General features: G+C 66.2%; 15 protein-coding genes. 9 read left to right on the top strand and 6 right to left on the bottom strand.

Annotation, left to right across the window (positions count from 1 at the left end; all coding sequences use genetic code 11):
• Window positions 1-4 precede the first annotated feature (4 nt).
• The 5 genes from EV580_RS28805 to EV580_RS28785 form a co-directional block, all read right to left on the bottom strand.
• Complete coding sequence (locus tag EV580_RS28805; RefSeq protein WP_183507834.1) at window positions 5-808, bottom strand: transglutaminase-like domain-containing protein; 804 nt, start codon at window positions 806-808, stop codon at window positions 5-7.
• Window positions 805-2,283 carry a glycoside hydrolase family 130 protein gene (locus EV580_RS28800; RefSeq protein ID WP_133695801.1) on the bottom strand — a complete coding sequence of 493 codons (1,479 nt, stop codon included), beginning with the start codon at window positions 2,281-2,283 and terminating at the stop codon, window positions 805-807. The genes EV580_RS28805 and EV580_RS28800 overlap by 4 nt, the downstream gene beginning before the upstream one ends.
• Window positions 2,280-3,302, bottom strand: coding sequence for a glycosyltransferase (locus EV580_RS28795; protein ID WP_133695799.1), 1,023 nt, complete (start codon window positions 3,300-3,302; stop codon window positions 2,280-2,282). The genes EV580_RS28800 and EV580_RS28795 overlap by 4 nt, the downstream gene beginning before the upstream one ends.
• Window positions 3,299-4,456, bottom strand: coding sequence for a glycosyltransferase (locus EV580_RS28790; RefSeq protein ID WP_286171911.1), 1,158 nt, complete (start codon window positions 4,454-4,456; stop codon window positions 3,299-3,301). Before EV580_RS28790 ends, EV580_RS28795 begins: the two co-directional genes overlap by 4 nt.
• A gap of 142 nt (window positions 4,457-4,598) precedes the next feature.
• A complete protein-coding gene (locus EV580_RS28785) occupies window positions 4,599-5,366 on the bottom strand; it encodes a GAF and ANTAR domain-containing protein (RefSeq protein WP_133695796.1) in 768 nt (255 codons plus the stop codon).
• A 114-nt stretch (window positions 5,367-5,480) separates the two neighbouring features.
• On the opposite strand from EV580_RS28785, the gene EV580_RS34365 reads away from it, so the two are divergent.
• The 7 genes from EV580_RS34365 (at window position 5,481) to EV580_RS28750 (ending at window position 12,615) form a co-directional block, all read left to right on the top strand.
• The gene (locus EV580_RS34365) at window positions 5,481-5,612 is read left to right on the top strand and encodes a hypothetical protein (RefSeq protein ID WP_133695794.1); all 132 of its coding nucleotides are present in this window, start codon (window positions 5,481-5,483) and stop codon (window positions 5,610-5,612) included.
• A gap of 196 nt (window positions 5,613-5,808) precedes the next feature.
• Window positions 5,809-6,264, top strand: coding sequence for a DUF5994 family protein (locus EV580_RS28775; protein WP_133695792.1), 456 nt, complete (start codon window positions 5,809-5,811; stop codon window positions 6,262-6,264).
• A 109-nt stretch (window positions 6,265-6,373) separates the two neighbouring features.
• Complete coding sequence (locus tag EV580_RS28770; RefSeq protein WP_133695791.1) at window positions 6,374-7,711, top strand: MFS transporter; 1,338 nt, start codon at window positions 6,374-6,376, stop codon at window positions 7,709-7,711.
• A 71-nt stretch (window positions 7,712-7,782) separates the two neighbouring features.
• The gene (locus EV580_RS28765) at window positions 7,783-9,381 is read left to right on the top strand and encodes an aldehyde dehydrogenase (NADP(+)) (RefSeq protein ID WP_133695789.1); all 1,599 of its coding nucleotides are present in this window, start codon (window positions 7,783-7,785) and stop codon (window positions 9,379-9,381) included.
• Between the two features lie 30 nt (window positions 9,382-9,411).
• Window positions 9,412-10,350 (top strand): 5-dehydro-4-deoxyglucarate dehydratase, encoded by a 939-nt coding sequence (locus EV580_RS28760; protein WP_133695787.1) that lies wholly within the window; start codon window positions 9,412-9,414, stop codon window positions 10,348-10,350.
• Window positions 10,351-10,353: 3 nt separating this feature from the next.
• Window positions 10,354-11,619: a glucarate dehydratase family protein gene (locus EV580_RS28755; RefSeq protein WP_133695786.1), complete on the top strand. Its 1,266-nt coding sequence runs from the start codon at window positions 10,354-10,356 to the stop codon at window positions 11,617-11,619.
• Window positions 11,620-11,679: 60 nt separating this feature from the next.
• Window positions 11,680-12,615 (top strand): LysR family transcriptional regulator, encoded by a 936-nt coding sequence (locus tag EV580_RS28750; protein WP_133695784.1) that lies wholly within the window; start codon window positions 11,680-11,682, stop codon window positions 12,613-12,615.
• Here the strand turns inward: EV580_RS28750 and EV580_RS28745 are convergent, their stop codons facing one another.
• Window positions 12,616-13,602 carry a 2-hydroxyacid dehydrogenase gene (locus tag EV580_RS28745; RefSeq protein WP_133695782.1) on the bottom strand — a complete coding sequence of 329 codons (987 nt, stop codon included), beginning with the start codon at window positions 13,600-13,602 and terminating at the stop codon, window positions 12,616-12,618. It abuts the gene before it with no gap.
• A gap of 319 nt (window positions 13,603-13,921) precedes the next feature.
• On the opposite strand from EV580_RS28745, the gene EV580_RS28740 reads away from it, so the two are divergent.
• Both EV580_RS28740 and EV580_RS28735 read left to right on the top strand, forming a co-directional pair.
• Window positions 13,922-15,481 carry an ABC transporter substrate-binding protein gene (locus EV580_RS28740; protein WP_166654943.1) on the top strand — a complete coding sequence of 520 codons (1,560 nt, stop codon included), beginning with the start codon at window positions 13,922-13,924 and terminating at the stop codon, window positions 15,479-15,481.
• An 18-nt stretch (window positions 15,482-15,499) separates the two neighbouring features.
• A complete protein-coding gene (locus EV580_RS28735) occupies window positions 15,500-16,429 on the top strand; it encodes an ABC transporter permease (RefSeq protein WP_133695779.1) in 930 nt (309 codons plus the stop codon).
• The last annotated feature ends 12 nt before the right edge of the window (window positions 16,430-16,441 follow it).

Genomic DNA, 16,441 nt, shown 5'->3' with positions numbered 1-16,441 from the left:
CGGCTCACCCGATCGACACCAGTTGGTCGATGGAGTCTCGGGGCAGATCACCGACGGCAATCGCCATGACCTCCAGCGATTGCAGTGCGATGGCGCCCTTGTGGTTGTCCAGGAACGCGGTGTCCGCGGCATCGCGACCCGTGGCAATCCGCACCAGCGACTGCCGCGGCGCCAGAAGAGTTCCGTCGACCACTCGCCACTGCCCGTCCACATAGGCCTCGGCCACCGCATGGAAGTCCATCGGGTACAGACCCGGCGCGTACACCGATACGACGCGGGCCGGCACGTTGACCGCCCGCAGAAGTGCGACCACCAGATGCGCGAAGTCGCGGCACACCCCGGCGCCGGCCAGCAACGTATCCACCGCTCCATCGATCGGATCACTGGAGCCAGGAACGTAATTCAACCGGGTGCCCACCCAAAGCGACACCTTCTCCAACAGCTCTTCCGAGTCGAGGAAGCTACCGAATTCCGTTGCCGCGAAGCCAAAGAACTTGTCCGCCTCGGCGTATCGACTCGGACGCAGGTACATCGACAGGTCGTACTCGGTCACCGGCGCGGGGCCGGTCCGGCCGGTGATCGTCGCCTCGTAGTTGACCTTCAAGCTGCCGACCGCAACGTCGAGCTTGTGAATGCGGTTACCGTGTGTGCCGCTGATCTCCAGCGCCGGAATCGGGGATCCGTTCAAGACGAACGACAACTCCTCCGACACCGACGCGCCCGGATGCGGCGCAACAGCGATCTGGAACTCCAACGTGGTCGGGCCGGTGATCTCGATGTCGAGTTTCGCGCTCACTTCGCGCTTCATTCGCTCAGCGCCGAGAGCAGCTCGCGCAGCGGAACGGTGGCGAAACCGATCATCGCGTCACCAATCCCGTAGGGCAGCACCAAGGTGTCAGCGTGCACGAGTGCGCCGCAGGAGTAGACCACATTGGGTACGTACCCATTCTGCTCGTCGGCGGCAGGGCTCAGCAGGGGCTCGCGCAGGCGGCCGACGACTTTCGTCGGGTCCTCGAGGTCGAGCAGCAGTACACCGATCCGGTAGGTACGCATCGGACCGACCCCGTGAGTAAGCACCAACCATCCGGCATCAGTCTCGATTGGTGACCCGCAGTTGCCCAGTTGCAACACTTCCCAGGGTTCAACCGAGCCCTGCAATGGTTGCGTGTCCGTCCACAGGTACGGACGATCAGAGTACGTGATCGAATTCGACTCGCGATCAGCCCTCGACAGAGCGGCGTATCGGCCGTTGATCCGGCGCGGAAACAGTGCCAGGCCCTTGTTCGCCGCGGCGCGTCCAACCATCGGAGTCGACGTGAATGACCGGAAGTCGGTAGTTTTCATCAGCTGCTGGCTGATGCGCGACCCGCTGTAGGCAGTGTAGGTGGCATAGAAGGTTGTCGCGCCGTCGTCGTCGGCGAAGCGAACGAAGCGAGCGTCTTCCATGCCGACCGACTCGGCCTCGGTTGCGGGCCACAGAACTCGTTCAGAAATCGTTATCCGGCAAGGAAATTCGACAGCGTAACTCCTGTCGGCGACGACGCGGATATCGGAAATGGTCTCGAGCGCCCGTCCACGCGTGCTCACATTGGCTTGGAGTTCCGCCAGTCGACGCTCCAGGTCGGCTCTGCTGAAACGCTCACCGAGTGCCTCGAGGACGTAGTTGGCCGCCTCCCCCGCGTCATCGTGCCGGCCGAGCTCGGCGCGGAAGACGGCGGCGTCGAGCAGCGTCGGTGAGGTCGCCCCGACGGTAGCCAGCGCTGTCGGATGATCGACTCTTGGGCATCCAGACTCATCGATCACGCCGGTCCGAAACCCGATCGAGGACCGGTGACCTTCACCGATGCCTCGCACGCTCATCACGAACCGCAGACTGCCCGCAGCCGTCCCGGTCTGGTCCCAGTGCGGCACCATGCTGGGATTGCACAGAGCCGCCCCCTCGATCGCATACTCGGACGTGAACGTGGCGCCCAGAAGCAACATTCGGGCATCAGATACTCGCGCGTCAGGGCGCAGCCGGTCGGCGAGCTCACGCGCATGCCGACGAAAGGTATCGCCGAGATTGCGGTGTCGGCTGTCGAATCGGTCAATGACATCGTCCAACGAGCGCAGCACTTCGGCTTCGCTCAGCGCGAGGATGCGAGCCAGAACAGCTCCCGCCCGCGAATCCTGCTGTTCGAATCCTTCCTGCCCGGGCACAAAGAGTCGGGTGATGACGCGTGACGGATCGGCCGCCAAGCGGACCGGGACGCGAGTGACGAGGCCGGATTTCGTTGACGTCATCTCTGTAGCAACGATATTCGCCGCGCATGCTGCAATGTCGAAATAACGGCCAGTGTCGACTCCGCACCCTGATTGCGGTTGACGCCCTCGGCCTGCAACCCGTCAAAACCGCCGCCGGTCTCCGGATCCCACATCAACTGGCCGGTGTCGTTAGCGCCGGAGAACCAGGATGCGGCCATACGCACTCCATCGACCCATCTCGCGGCGGGGTCGACGGCGGCAGCTCGAGCACACGCGTCGGCGAGGCTCGAAACTTCGATCGGCTGCTGGTCGAATGCGGGACCGGTGTCACCCGGCCCCCTTCCCCCGACCGGGGTCGGAGACAAGTGATCGCCTGAGGTTTCGTGGTCCAGAAGCCAGCCCAGTAAGTCCAGCCCCCGCTGCCAGAGCTTCGGCGCCTCCAGCGCGACTCCCGTGGCGATGATCGCCTCGGCGAGCACCGCATTGGCATAACTAAGCCGGGGCTCGGGCCACGGCCAATCGGGATCACCGTTGGGCGTGGGTACGGAAATCGCATAGTCGGTGATCAGTTTGCGGGCACCGCGATGGTCAGGATGTGCCGCAAGGACTTCGGCGGCACCCAGCGCCGCGAATGACATTGCGCGCGGCCATGGCGAGCGCACCTGCGCGGCCCGTTCGAACTGAATGAGCGCTGACTTGCGCACCCAGACAACGTCGCTGCGTGCCACCGCGGTCCCGAGTCCCCACAAGCATCTGCCCCAGCAGTCGTCCAGGCTCGGATCGTCCATCCAGTTTCCCGCGACGTTCATCCGGTTCCGGCAAGCGCCGGTGAGGGCCTGCGCGTCACCCAGGAACCGCAGCGCGACACCGGCCAGACGATTGACCTCACCAATCGCGTCGGGCTCACGAGCGGCGACGACGAGCACCCGGGCCATGTCGTCGGTGCAGTAGCCGTGCTCGGGCCGTGGCTGGTCCAGGCATCCGTGTTCGAAGGTTCCACGGTGATCCGTCATCCGGAGCAGATGCTCGAAGACGGGAATCGGTAATTCGTCGCTCATACCAGGGCCGACCTCTTTGCACACAGCCGTTGTGCCAGCAGCAGATAGTCCTTGGCGACTACCGGCCAAGCCATCGTCGGCGCCAGAAGCCGGGCCCTCGCCGCCATGTGCCCGGAAAGGCGTGGCTGGGTCAGCACCATGTGCAGGGCGGATCTCAGCGCATCCGTATCATCATGCGACACAACGATCCCGGTACCGTCGCCGAGCAGCTCGACAGCGTGCGGGAAGGCGGTTGCCACGACGGGACGTCCATTGGCGATCGCGTCGACGAGGACACCGGAGGTGATCTGGTCTGCGGAGTCGTACGGCAAGACCACCACCGAGGCTGACTGCACCATCGCAGCGAGCGCAGGGCCATCACGGTAAGACGAGTCGAAGCTCACCGAGTCTGCAATGCCCAGGGACTTCGCCCGGTCCAGAAGCGCTTCCCGGTAGCTCTCTCCGTCGGTGGCCAGGACTTTTGGATGCGTGCGGCCGGCAACCAGGTACCGGGGGCGCCCGGGAAGCTCACTGAGCGACGCCATCACGTCGATGACTCGCTCAATGCCCTTACCCGGCCCCAACAGACCCCAGGTCAACACGGTGGGGCGGCCCGAACGCTTCACCTGGACCTGGGCTGCCACGGTGGCCCCGTGCGGGATCGTGGTGACCTTTCGACGGTCAATATCGTAGCCCTGGCTGAGCCGCGCATGCGCGGCAACGGTCATCACGACAACCTGATCAGCCTCTGCCGCAAGCGTCTCCAACACCCAACGCTGTTGCGACGTAGGCGCTTTGGGCACCGTGTGAGCAACAACGATCGACGGCACCCGTATCCCTCGGACGATGTCGACAATTTCGTCGCCGTCGGGCCCGCCGTAGATGCCGTACTCGTGTTGCACGATGACAACGTCAGATCGATTCAGAATCTCGATGGCGCCCGCCACCGATGTCGGCGAGCCGTTGACCAGCTCTCCGACGACGACCCCGGCACCGTCACCCGGCGATCCGTCGGCGACTCGAACCACGTCGACACGAGCACCGTCGACGCGCAGCCCTTCGGACAGCGCGGCGCTGAACGTTGCCAGCCCACATAGTGTCGGCGGATAAGTACCGAGGATTGCAATTGTCGGCGCGCGGGAAACACCCTGATATGGAACAACATTGGGCGTCAGGGAAGGAAGTACGGACAAGAAATTCAAGGGTGATCCGCCTAGCGGTTGTCACCGACGTGTCCGGCATGAGCGATTGCTCGGCAAGTTCAGCGGCGGACGGCTGTCTTATTCCGGACTGGCTGTGTTACCAACCTCACCCACGTTACACCCCGGGACCAGTGGACGCGCGGGCGCGGGCGCGGCGCACCGATTCATCGATCAGGGCCTGAGCCACGTCGACGAGCTTGCGTTGCTCGGTTTGACTGATCGTCCGCAGATGACTCAGTGCGTCCTCGGTACTACGTCCGGTACGCCCACGGATGAGACCAATCGCCTGATCGATCACTGGCCTCGTCAGAAGCGCAGCCTGCAAGCGCGCGGTCAGCACCTGCGCGTGCGCAAGAACCTGCGCGTTGTGCACGGCGACCGCGGCCGGCCTGGCGAACATCGTGCCCAGCTCAACAGCATCCTCATCGAAAGCACTTTTGCCGTGGGCGTACACACTGATTGCGCCGACAACCCTGTCTGCCACCTCCAGCGGCAAAGCGAGCACGCTGTGTACACCGAGTCGCCCCACCCGAGGACCGAATCGAGGCCAGCGCCGTTCACCGCCCAACGAATCGGACAGGGCCGGCCGGCGTTCCAGCACCGCACTGAGCGCGGGCCCCTCCCGGAGGACGACGTACTGGATCTGCTCGATTTCCTCGATGACGGGGGCACTGGCCGACAATGCCTCCACCTTGTCTTCCGGCGTGGCCCTAAACAACGCCACCCCGACACCGTCGGCCCCCGGTATCGCCCGCACGGCGAATCCTGCGATTTCCGTGAGCGATTCGGACAGAGACCGACTGCCCGCGACCAGACCCGCCAGATCACCGATACCCGCGCGCAGATTCGCGTCGTCAGCACCGACCTGATCTGACTCCGCCATTTACGCAACTATACTTTGACATCACTTTTGCCACTGCCCGCTTCCCGTTGGCTATCCGCGCGTACAGTCACTGGCACCGGGACCATCGACAGGCCCCTTATCGAAGGGCCTCTCATGGCAGACAAATCCCCTCGCCAATCAATGACGAAGAAGGCCGGCAAGTCCCTGAAAGAGAAACGCGCCGAAAAGCGCGCCAAATCCGATGGAGCTCCGACCGACAACGTGTTGAACAGCAAGCATCGCTGAACGACTCTCCACCTGTCCTTGAAAGTCGCTGGCGCGAAACATCTTTCGATCCCGCCAGCCAATACCCGTCTGCGACGTGACATTTCAGCGCGAATGCGCGTAGTCTCAACGTGTCGACGCTATTTCGCACACGACTTCAGATCGGGTGCCCGTCGGCGCGCTTGGCCGGGTTCACGGCCGCAGACAGGAGCGTCGCATGACGCAGTCAGAAGTTCGCCCAGCAGTCGGTTGGAAAGAGCCGCCACCGCAACACACGCCCCGCTTACGGTTGAAGCCAAAAGGCCCCCTGACAGGTCGCGTCGACGGGGCGTGGTGGCCGCACAGTGACAACCTCGAGGCCGAGGTGCCAGACCTGCTCGCCGTGTTGTCGGTTCGCCTCGGCCCCATCAGCTACGTCCTGTACAAGATGACGGAGTGGGTGAAGGCGGTTGGCAAGATGCCGATCGGCGGACGATTCGTCCGGCTTGGCGGCTACCAGCGCCAGCCGAGCAACACTGTTGAGATTCAGGGACTCGGCGGCAGGAAGGTAGTCCTGCTGGTCGTGCCCGCCGCCACAGATCCGCACCGAGCGCACACGATCATGATGGCGGCTTCGGTGCCCGGCAACGCCTCTACAGTCGACGAGCTACTGGCGATGGGCCACGACGGCTAGGCGAGGCATTCCACCTGCTGCCCACCGATCGGCGGACAGCGGGTGTCAACCACAAAGATCAACTAGCTGGCGGATACCCCCACCATCTGCAGGTGGCGACGATTGCGGCATGGAAACACTCCAGGCAGGCCGCGCCCGCGCAGGCCGCGTCGCACTCGCCAGCTACGTCGGCTCGGCGATCGAGTACTACGACTTCTTCATCTACGGCACCGCCGCCGCGCTGGTGTTCCCGATCGTCTTCTTCCCGCACCTGAGCCCGCTGATGGCCACGATCGCCTCGTTGGGCACCTTCGCGGCAGCCTTCCTGTCGCGACCGCTCGGGGCCGCGGTGTTCGGCCACTTCGGCGATCGCATCGGGCGCAAGAACGTCCTGGTGTTCACGCTGGTGATCATGGGCGCGTGCAGCATCGGCGTCGGCCTGATCCCGAGTACCGACACCATCGGCATCGCCGCACCGCTGCTGCTCATCAGCATGCGTCTGCTGCAAGGCTTCGCCGTGGGCGGCGAGTGGGCCGGCGCCGCGCTGATGAGTGCCGAGCAGGCACCGCAGGGACGGCGTGGCTACTTCTGCATGTTCACCCAGCTGGGCCTCGGCACCGCGCTGGTCCTCGGGAATCTGGTGTTCCTCGGGGTGCACGGAGCCTTCGGCGAGGCGGAATCGGCGTTCTTCCAATGGGGTTGGCGCATCCCGTTCCTGCTGAGCGCCGTCCTGCTGGCCGTCGCGATGTACATCCGGCTACACGTCGAGGAGAGCTCGGTGTTCGCCGAATCGGCCGCCGACGGGCCCGCCGGTGTCCCGATCGCCCAGGCAATGCGGCATCAGGGCCGCGAGATGGTGTTGGCGGCCGGCGCGGTCATGGGCTTGTTCATGCTGGCGTTCCAGGTGGGCACCTACTTCCCGAATTACGCTGCCACACACCTGCATTACGACGAGGATCTGATCCTGCTCGTCGGCGTGGCCGGCGGCCTGTGCTCGCTGGTCTTCGTCGCCGCGTCGGCAATGCTCAGTGACACCTATGGCCGCCGTCGCATCCTGGCCGTCGGCGGCGCGCTGGCCCTGCCATGGACACTGATCCTGTTCCCGATGATCCAATCCGGTGATCCGGTCCGCTACGGCCTCGCGATCATCGGCACCTACGCCATCATCGGAATCATGATGGGGCCGCTGGCCGCCTTCATCCCGGAGACCTTCGCGACCCGCTACCGCTACAGCGGCGCCGGCTTCTCGTACAACATCGGGGGCATTCTCGGTGGCGCGCTGCCGCCGGTGCTCTCGCCGATGCTGGTGTCCTCCTACGGCACCGGGGCGGTCACCGCGATGATGACCGGGTTCGCGGTGGTGAGTCTGGTCAGCGTCCTGCTGCTCAGAGAGACGGCGGGACGAGGCATGGTCCGCCAGCTACGCGAGGCCGGCATTAATCCAAGTACTGCATCATTAGTGTCCTAATTGGACTTGGACAAGCATGGATCTAGTTTCCTACGGTTGCTGTAGACCACCCGACAATCGCCGAGGAAACCATGACAGCAACCATGCCGCAGACCGTCGCGCTGACGGGACAGATGCTGATCGCCGGCGACCCGGTGCACGGCACCGGCACGCAGATCACCGCCTTCGACCCGAGCGCCGGACAACCGCTGCAGCCCACCTACCGCCACGGTGACCGCTCGCACGTCAACGCCGCGTGCGCCGCCGCACTCGCGGCCTTCGCCGCCTATCGCGCGACGACCGCCGAACAGCGGGCGCAGTTCCTCGACACCATCGCCGGCAATATCGAACTGATCCGCGACGACATCATCGCTCGCGCCATGGCCGAGACCGGACTCCCCCAGGCCCGCATCACCGGGGAGGTCGCCCGAACCACGGGTCAGCTGCGACTGTTCGCCGCGCTGCTGCGCGAAGGCAGCTGGAACGGCGCCCGCATCGATCCCGCGCTCCCCGACCGGACCCCGTTGCCCCGGCCCGATCTTCGGCAGCGCGCTATCCCGCTCGGCCCCGTCGCGGTGTTCGCGGCCAGTAATTTCCCGCTGGCCTTCTCCGTCGCCGGCGGCGACACCGCCTCGGCGCTGGCCGCCGGATGCCCCGTCATCGTCAAGGCCCACGACGCGCATCCGGGCACCTCGGAACTCGTCGGTCGCGCCATCACCGACGCCGTCGCCGCGGCGGGATTGCCGGCCGGAACCTTCTCGCTGCTCTTCGGATCCGGCCCGGACCTCGGGATCGCACTGGTCACCGACCCCCGCATCAAAGCCGTCGGATTCACCGGATCACGTTCCGGCGGTCTGGCTTTGGTCGAGGCCGCGGCCGGACGGCCCGAGCCGATCCCGGTCTATGCCGAAATGAGTTCCATCAATCCGGTGTTCCTGCTCGACGGAGCGCTGACGCACCGCGCGGCGGATCTCGGCCGCGCCTTCGTCACATCGCTGACGACCGGATCCGGGCAGTTGTGCACGAACCCGGGCCTCGTCATCGCCGTCGACGGGAACGGACTGGACGCATTCCTCGCGGCAGCTCGCGATGCACTGGCGGACAGCCCGGCCGCTCCGATGCTCACCCCTGGTATCGCCCAGAGCTATGCGAACGGCGTCGCTGCACTGACCGGCGAGGCCGAACTCGTGGGTTCCGGTCAGGGTAGCGACAGCCAAACCAGCTGCCAGGCAGCACTGTTCACCACCGACGCTCGCAGCCTGCTCGCGTCGGAGACGCTGCAGGCCGAGGTGTTCGGGGCGGCCAGCCTCGTGATCCGGTGCCGGGACGCCGCCGAGATGCGCGCCGTGGCCGAGAACATCGAGGGCCAGCTCACCGCGACGGTGCACGCCGAGCCGTCCGACTACGACGACGCACGCGACCTGATCCCACTGCTCGAGCTCAAGGCCGGACGCATCCTGTTCAACGGATGGCCCACCGGCGTCGAGGTCGGCCACGCCATGGTCCACGGTGGCCCGTACCCCGCGACCTCGGATTCGCGCAGCACGTCGGTCGGCTCACGCGCGATCGAACGATTCCTGCGGCCCGTCTGCTATCAGGACGTACCGAAATCGTTGCTGCCCAGCGCAATCGCCGACGGCAACCCTGACCACCTGTGGCGGCGTATCGACGGCCGGCTTCAGCAGAACTGACCCATCCCACTCACCAAGGAGCCATTCGCCATGCACCCCACGTTCGGTGGAGTTCTGTTCTTCCCCGTCACCCCCTTCACCCAACACGGTGAGCCAGACCTCGCCGCACTGGCACGGCACGTCGCCGCCGGCGTCGACGCCGGTGCGGGCGGTGTGTTCATCGCCTGCGGCACAGGCGAATTCCACGCTCTCGAACCGCAGGAGTTCGCCGCGATCGTCCGCACCGCCGTCGAATCGGTCGCCGGCCGTGTCCCGGTCTACGCCGGTGCGGGCGGCTCCGTCGCCCAGGCCAAGCTGTTCGCCAAGGCCGCCAAGGACGCCGGCGCCGACGGACTGCTGCTGCTGCCGCCGTACCTCGTCGAGATGCCGCAGGAGGGGCTGATCGCCTACACCGCCGAGGTCGCGTCGGCCACCGATCTGCCGGTGATCGTCTACAACCGCACCAACGCCCGATACACCGAGGCATCCGCAGTGACCGTCGCCCAGATCCCGAATGTGGTCGGCTTCAAGGACGGCACAGGTGACCTGGACCGCGTCGCGCGCATCGTGCGGGCGGTGACCGACGCACTGGCCCCCACCGGCAAGCCCTTCCTGTTCTTCAACGGCCTGCCGACCGCCGAGACCACCCAGCAGGCGTACCGGGCGATCGGAGTGCCGCTGTATTCGTCGGCCGCCTTCGCCTTCGCACCCGATGTGGCACTGGCCTTCTACGACGCACTGGAGAGCGGCAACGACGCACTCGTCGACGCGCTGTTGCGGGACTTCTTCCATCCGTTGGTCCGACTGCGCGACACCGTGCCCGGATACGCCGTATCGCTGGTCAAGGCGGGCGTGGCCATGGCAGGCATCCCGGCCGGGCCGGTGCGCGCACCGTTGATCATGCCCAGCGGCACCGACGTCGCCGAGTTGCGATCGATCATCGCCGCGGGCCGCGCCGCGCTGGCCGGGGCCCTCACCGAGGCGGTCTAGGCCATGGCGCGCAACCGGATTCGCATCACCGGGGCCCGTATCACGCCGGTCACCTTCGCCGATCCTCCACTGCTGAACACCGTCGGCGTGCACCAGCCGTACGCCCTTCGCGCGATCATCCAGCTCGACACCGACGCGGGTCTCGTCGGGCTGGGCGAGACCTACGCCGACGCAACCCATCTCGCCCGGCTGGAGGCCGCCGCCGCGGCGATCACCGGCCAGGATGTGTTCGCACTGAACCAGATTCGTGCCGCGATCGCTGAACGCCTGCACGGCGACTCGCGGGCCATCGGCACGGCCGGGATGATCACCACGGCCAGCGCCGTCGACCAAGTGCTGTCCCCGTTCGAGGTGGCCTGCCTCGACATCCAGGGCCATGCGGCGGGCAGGCCGGTCAGCGATCTGCTGGGCGGCGCGGTCCGCGATACCGTTCCGTTCAGTGCCTACCTGTTCTACAAGTGGGCGGGCCACCCGGGGGAGGCGCCCGATCGGTTCGGCGAGGCGCTGGACCCGGACGGGATCGTGGACCAGGCCCGCCGCATCATCGACGAATATGGTTTCACCGCAATCAAACTGAAGGGTGGTGTCTTCCCTCCCGAGGAGGAGATGGCGGCCATCGAGGCCCTGCACGCGGCGTTCCCCGACCATCCGCTGCGGCTGGACCCCAACGCCGCCTGGACGCCACAGACTTCGGTCAAAGTGGCCACCGGTCTGGCCGGAGTCCTGGAATACCTCGAGGATCCCACCCCGGGCCTGGACGGGATGGCCGATGTCGCAGCCCAGGCTCCGATGCCGTTGGCCACCAACATGTGTGTCGTCGCCTTCGACCAGCTCGCCGAGGCGGTCGCCAAACAGTCGGTCGGCGTCGTACTCTCGGATCACCACTACTGGGGCGGGCTGCAGCGATCACGGCTGCTGGCCGGCATCTGCGAGAACTTCGGCCTCGGGCTGTCGATGCACTCGAACTCGCACCTGGGCATCAGCCTGGCCGCGATGGTCCACCTCGCCGGGGCGGTCCCCAACCTGAGCTACGCCTGCGACACGCACTGGCCGTGGAAGACCGAGGACGTGGTTCGGCCGGGCGCGTTGACGTTCGTCGACGGCGCCGTCCCGGTGCCCACCACACCGGGCCTCGGGGTGGAGCTCGACGACGAGGCGCTGGCCGCCCTGCACGAGCAGTACCTGCGCTGCGGCATCCGCGACCGGGACGACACCGGCTATATGAAGACGGTCGATCCCGGCTTCGAGGCGCTGAGTCCGCGCTGGTAGCGCCTACACTGATGCACACTGGGCGCGCGTAGCGCACCCAATGATTCCAGGAGTGCATCGATGTTCTCGTTGGCCCGGTTGTCGTGTTTCGTCGCCGTCGCCGAGGAACTGCACTTCGGCCGGGCCGCCGAGCGCCTGCACATGACCCAGCCTCCGTTGAGCAGGCAGGTCCAGCAGCTGGAAAGCGAGCTGGGCGTGCAGCTCATCGACCGCACCACACGCACCGTCACGCTCACCCCGGCCGGCCTCGCCTTCCTTCCCGACGCGCGACGCATCCTGCAGCTCGCCGAGGGCGCGGCCCAGACCGTCAAGCGGATCCCCTCCGGCGACCTGGGTACCGTCGTCGTCGGCTTCACCGCGGCATCCGCGCACGCCGTGCTGCCGCGCCTGCTCGAGCAGGCCAGAAAGAAGCTGCCCGACGTCAAACTCGACCTGCGCGAGATGGTCACCGCCGCGCAGATCGAGGGTCTGATGACCGGCGAGCTCGACCTCGGGATGGCGCGGCCACCGCTCAAACGTCCCGGACTGGTGTCCCGGCCGCTGCTGCACGAGCAGCTGATCGCCGCTCTGCCCGAGGCACATCCGTTGGCTCAGCTCGGCCGCCAGCTCACGCTGAATGACCTCGACGGCGAAGACGTCATCATGTATTCGCCGGTGCAGGCCCGCTATTTCAACGACCTGCTGATCTCCACGTTCACCATCGCCGGCGCAACCCCGCGCTACGTCCAGTTCGTGACGCAGGTTCACACGATGTTGGTGCTGGTCCGTTCCGGGATCGGGATCGCACTGGTGCCCGCCTCGGCGGCCACCCTGCATCCCGAGGGCGTCGCGTTCCGGTCCATCGGCTCGTTCCGGGAGCGTCCCGTCGAACTCGACGCGGTGTGGCGCAGCGACAGTTCCAATCCGGCGCTGCTGCGCTTCCTCAAAGACGTTCTGCCGCAGCGGGAATGGACCACCGATGATCTGGTCGACGAAGTGGTGGACCGCAGCGGCTGATCAGCTCGCCGGAGCTGGCATCGGAACCGGGGTGACCAGGGTGCCCGAGGTCAGGAAGCTGTCGAGGTTGCGCAGCGTGAGTTCTTCCATCGCCGCGCGGGTCTGCACGGTCCCACTGGCCACGTGCGGCAGCAGTACGACGTTGTCCATCGTCAGAAGTTGTTCCGGGACGGCCGGCTCGTCGGCGAACACGTCTAGTCCGGCCCCCGCCAAGCGGCCCTCGGCCAGTGCCTCGACCAACGCGACCTCGTCGATGACGCTTCCCCTGGCGATGTTCACCAGGTAGCCGTCGGGTCCCAACGCCGAGATGACGTCACGATCGACCAGGTGCCGGGTGCCTGCGCCGCCCGCGGCGGCCACCACCAAAACGTCGATATCCCCGGCCAATTCGACCGCGGAGGCGGAGTAGGTGTAGGGCACGCCGTCGACGGGCCGCCGGTTGTGGTAGCTGATCGTGCAGCCGAACGCAGTGAGCCGCTTGGCAATTGCACTGCCGATGCGGCCTAGCCCGATGATCCCCACCCTGGTGTTGCTCACTTGACGCGTCAGCGGATAGTTGCCCTCGCTGACCCACCGGCCGGCCCGGACGTAACGATCGGCGGCGGAGAACTGGCGGAGCGTGTCGATCATCAATCCGACCGCGGTGTCGGCCACACAGTCGGTCAACACATCGGGGGTGTTGCTCACCGACACCCCGCGGGCGGCGGCCGCGTCGATGTCGGTGGTGTCGTATCCGACGCCGAAGTTGACGACGGCGCCCAGGTTCGGCAGGTCTGCCATGAGGGTCCGGTCCACCCCGGTGCGGCCCGAGGTCACCACGGCGATGACGTCGGCTCCGTGGGCGGCCAGGAACGCCGCCCGACCGGCCGCGTCGTCGGGCAGCACCCGGGCCGCGTAGCGGTCCTGAAGTGCTTGCGCCAGTGACGGTTTCAGCGGGCCGACCTGCAACACATTTCGCGGCTGGCCGTGGTGTTCGTCGATGCTCATAGTGTCTCAACGGTACGGCGAACTGCAGATACCCGTCCAACCCCGAATTTGCATGGACTTATACCGAAACGGCATTTCTGCGCTGCGGCCTCACCCGCCACGGCATAACCGCAGGGCCGAGCGGTACGAATGCCCAGTTCAGAGCTATTTTCCGGCGGCGACCTCGCCGCTCGGACGCCGCCGTTTGTGCCTCAATTCGGGCATTTCGGCGGGGTTGACGGCTTTCGAGCGCCGTCCTTACGGTGTGGTTGCGATCACAGATGTCATCCACATACGTGGACATCACCGCCTCCTGGGAGGACTCATGCACCCACGCACGATGCGGCAACGCCAGACGATGGCCGTCGCCCTCGCGGGAATCACCGTCGTGGCCTCGGGCTGCACCGTCGCCAACTCGCATCACGGCGGGTACGACGCCAACACCCTGCGCATCGTGTTGCAGCAAGAACCACCCACCCTCGAGCCGTGCGAGAGCTCGCTGACATCCACCGGCATCGTGGTGCGCTCGAACATCACCGAGCCGCTGATCGAGCGCGATCCCAACACCGGTGACCTGCAGCCGCTACTGGCCACCGAGTGGCGGCAGGCGTCGCCCAATCAATGGGTCTTCAAAGTCCGCGACGGCGTGACGTTCTCCAACGGCGCCCCCTTCACCGCCGAGGACGCCGCGTTCTCGATCGACCGGGCGGTGAACTCCGATCTGCAGTGCAACGTCGACGGCTACGTCTTCGGCGACGAGAAGCTGAAACTGTCCGCGCCGGATGCCAATACGCTCCAGGTGAGCACCGAGGAACCGGATCCGATTCTGCCGCTGCGCATCTCGTTCGTCGAGATCGTGCCCCGCACGACCAGCACCAAGGAAAAGGTTCGGGAGCCCATCGGCACCGGCCCGTACGCCATCGAGAACTGGGACTTCGGCCAGAATCTGGTGCTCAAGCGCAATGACACGTATTGGGGCCCCAAACCCGCCTTCACCCGCGCCGAATATCAGTGGCGCAGTGAGGGCAGCGTGCGCGCGGCGATGATCACCAACGACGAAGCCGACATCGCCACCGGACTCGGCCCCGAGGACGGAGCCGGCAACCTCGGGGTGCCATTCCAGAACAACGAGACGACCGCGCTGCGGATGCAGGCCACCGAGGCGCCGCTCAACGACATGCGGGTGCGGCAGGCCATCAACTATGCCGTCAACCGGGACGGCATCGTCAAGGCGCTGTTCCGCGGCTTGGGTCAGCCTGCGTCGCAACTGATTCCATCCGGCGTCGTCGGCTACAACGACAGTCTCGCGCTGTGGCCGCACGACCCGGCCAAGGCCAAGCAGCTGATCGACGAGGCCAGGGCCGACGGTGTCCCGGTGGACCGCCAGATCCGGCTGATCGGCCGCACCGCACAGTTCCCGAACATCAGCGAGACCATCGAGGTGCTGCAGAGCGAGTTCGCCGACATCGGCCTCAACGTCAAGATCGAAATGATGGACACCTCGAATCAGCTGCAGTACCAGCTGCGGCCGTTCCCCTCTAATCCCGGCCCCTACCTGTTGATGATCATGCACGGCAACCAGGCCGGCGACGCTGCGTTCACCATGGACCAGTACATGCTCAGCGACGGACCGCAAAGCGCTTACGGCACGCCCGAATTCGACAAGAAGATCCGCGCCGCCGAGGCCCTCACCGGCCAGCAGCGTCAAGACGCGTTCGCGAAGCTGTTCGCCGAGGAGCCGCAGGACATCATGCAGTTCGCCTACATCGCCCACATGCGGGGAATCCTCGGCAAGTCACCGCGGGTGTCCTACACCCCCAACTCCGCCACCGGAGACGAGATGCGCCTGTCCGAGATGACGCCGGCCGCCGCCCCCGCCGACCGCACCAACGCCCAGTAGTCAGGGAAGGCCCAGCCCATGTTCGCTTTCGTCCGGCGCCGGATGTACACCAGCGCACTACCGCTGATCATCGTGCTGCTCGGTGTCTTCCTGCTGGCCCGGCTCACCGGCGATCCCACCAGCCTGTACCTGCCCGAGTCGGCCACCGCCGACCAGCGCGCCGCCTTCGCGGCCAAGAACGGGTTCGACCAGCCGGTGCTCACTCAGCTGGGCGACTACTTCAAAGGTGTTCTGCACCTGGACTTCGGCACGTCGCTGCGGACCGGTGAGTCGGCCTCGACGATGGCGCTGCGGGCCTTCCCGGCCACTCTGCAGTTGGCGTTCACCACGATGCTGCTGTCGATCGTGCTCGCGGTGATCATCGGCTGCTGGGCGGCCTACCGGCCGAACTCCCTGGCCGACAGGTTTTCCAGCCTGCTGTCGATGACGGCGGCGAGCATCCCCGACTTCTGGTTCGCCATCACCGGTGTCTGGTTGTTCGCGGTGCTGCTCGGCGTGCTGCCCACCTCGGGCGTCGACAGCGGCATCCTGTCCTGGATCCTGCCGGTGGCCACCCTGATGATCCGGCCGCTCGGCGTGCTCACCCAAGTGGTCCGCGGCGCAATGGTTTCCGCGCTGTCGGCGCCCTACGTGCGGCTCGCCCGCAGCAAGGGAGCCAGCGATCTGCGGGTCGTCACCCACCACGCACTGCGCAATGCGGCCGCACCCGCGCTGACCGTCGCCGGTGACCTGGCCGTCGGCCTCATCAACGGCGCGGTGGTGGTCGAGGCGATCTTCGGCTGGCCCGGTATCGGCAAGCTGATGATCGACGCGATCCTGCAGCGCGATTTCGCCGTCCTGCAGGCCGCGGTACTGCTGACGGCACTGAGCATCTTCGCCCTCAACATCCTCATCGACGCCTGCTATGCGCTGCTCGACGCGCGTGTCCGCGAACCCGTCACCGTCTAGGAGCACGAAACC

The sequence above is a fragment of the Mycobacterium sp. BK086 genome (assembly GCA_004362315.1).
Taxonomy (GTDB): Bacteria; Actinomycetota; Actinomycetes; order Mycobacteriales; family Mycobacteriaceae; genus Mycobacterium.
Note: the sequence above shows the minus strand (reverse complement) of the source record. Positions and strands in the feature narration are given on the sequence as shown.

Excerpts from the sequence above, each read along its gene's own strand:
- EV580_RS28805 (WP_183507834.1), bottom strand. The coding sequence starts at position 808 with ATGAAGCGCGAAGTGAGCGCGAAACTCGACATCGAGATCACCGGCCCG.
- EV580_RS28800 (WP_133695801.1), bottom strand. The coding sequence starts at position 2,283 with ATGACGTCAACGAAATCCGGCCTCGTCACTCGCGTCCCGGTCCGCTTG.
- EV580_RS28795 (WP_133695799.1), bottom strand. The coding sequence starts at position 3,302 with ATGAGCGACGAATTACCGATTCCCGTCTTCGAGCATCTGCTCCGGATG.
- EV580_RS28785 (WP_133695796.1), bottom strand. The coding sequence starts at position 5,366 with ATGGCGGAGTCAGATCAGGTCGGTGCTGACGACGCGAATCTGCGCGCG.
- EV580_RS34365 (WP_133695794.1), top strand. The coding sequence starts at position 5,481 with ATGGCAGACAAATCCCCTCGCCAATCAATGACGAAGAAGGCCGGCAAG.
- EV580_RS28775 (WP_133695792.1), top strand. The coding sequence starts at position 5,809 with ATGACGCAGTCAGAAGTTCGCCCAGCAGTCGGTTGGAAAGAGCCGCCA.
- EV580_RS28770 (WP_133695791.1), top strand. The coding sequence starts at position 6,374 with ATGGAAACACTCCAGGCAGGCCGCGCCCGCGCAGGCCGCGTCGCACTC.
- EV580_RS28765 (WP_133695789.1), top strand. The coding sequence starts at position 7,783 with ATGACAGCAACCATGCCGCAGACCGTCGCGCTGACGGGACAGATGCTG.
- EV580_RS28760 (WP_133695787.1), top strand. The coding sequence starts at position 9,412 with ATGCACCCCACGTTCGGTGGAGTTCTGTTCTTCCCCGTCACCCCCTTC.
- EV580_RS28755 (WP_133695786.1), top strand. The coding sequence starts at position 10,354 with ATGGCGCGCAACCGGATTCGCATCACCGGGGCCCGTATCACGCCGGTC.
- EV580_RS28750 (WP_133695784.1), top strand. The coding sequence starts at position 11,680 with ATGTTCTCGTTGGCCCGGTTGTCGTGTTTCGTCGCCGTCGCCGAGGAA.
- EV580_RS28745 (WP_133695782.1), bottom strand. The coding sequence starts at position 13,602 with ATGAGCATCGACGAACACCACGGCCAGCCGCGAAATGTGTTGCAGGTC.
- EV580_RS28740 (WP_166654943.1), top strand. The coding sequence starts at position 13,922 with ATGCGGCAACGCCAGACGATGGCCGTCGCCCTCGCGGGAATCACCGTC.
- EV580_RS28735 (WP_133695779.1), top strand. The coding sequence starts at position 15,500 with ATGTTCGCTTTCGTCCGGCGCCGGATGTACACCAGCGCACTACCGCTG.